The organism is Aerococcus sp. L_32 (genome assembly GCF_050689315.1).
Genome location: NZ_JBOEQF010001303.1, coordinates 1 through 508, shown reverse-complemented (window position 1 = coordinate 508; position 508 = coordinate 1). Strand labels below are relative to the sequence as shown.

The following is a 508-nucleotide window of genomic DNA, read 5'->3' as shown; positions in this document are numbered from 1 at the left end:
TATTACTGTATTCTTTATTATAACTTAAAATTTAATAATAGTGGTATGAAAAAGCTTTCATTTTTAGATAAATAAAAAAAGCGAGAACAAAAAATGTCCTCGCTTTCCAAGACTAGGGTCTAAGCTGTTCACACCAGCTTTTGACCAAGTACCCACTTCCCGTGGTGATTTTCATCGTGTACTTTCTTTAACTACATGCACAGACTTACAATATGCTGTGCGTGTCGCCTCATCGCATATTGCAATTCTAACATGAAATCACTTAGAAAACAATCCTTTTTTGTCGGATAAAGCTTTAATCGTTAAAGACTTTGAATTTAGTTATTATAACCGAATTACTTCAATTTTGTAGCCATCTGGATCAGTCACAAAGAAGTATCTTGGTTTGGTATCACCTGGTAATTGTTTAAGGTCAGTAACATCTAAACCTTTCTCGCTTTGCGATGCATGAAGCGCTTCTAAATCTTCTACAGCAATCGCAACATGACCATAGCCATTTCCTAAGTCG

General features: G+C 35.2%; 1 protein-coding gene. It reads right to left on the bottom strand.

Features of this window, described 5'->3' with window-relative positions; genetic code table 11:
- Positions 1 to 324: 324 nt before the first annotated feature.
- Positions 325 to 508: VOC family protein (locus tag ACRCJ0_RS19465; protein WP_431391871.1), on the bottom strand; the 184-nt coding region annotated here is incomplete at its 5' end.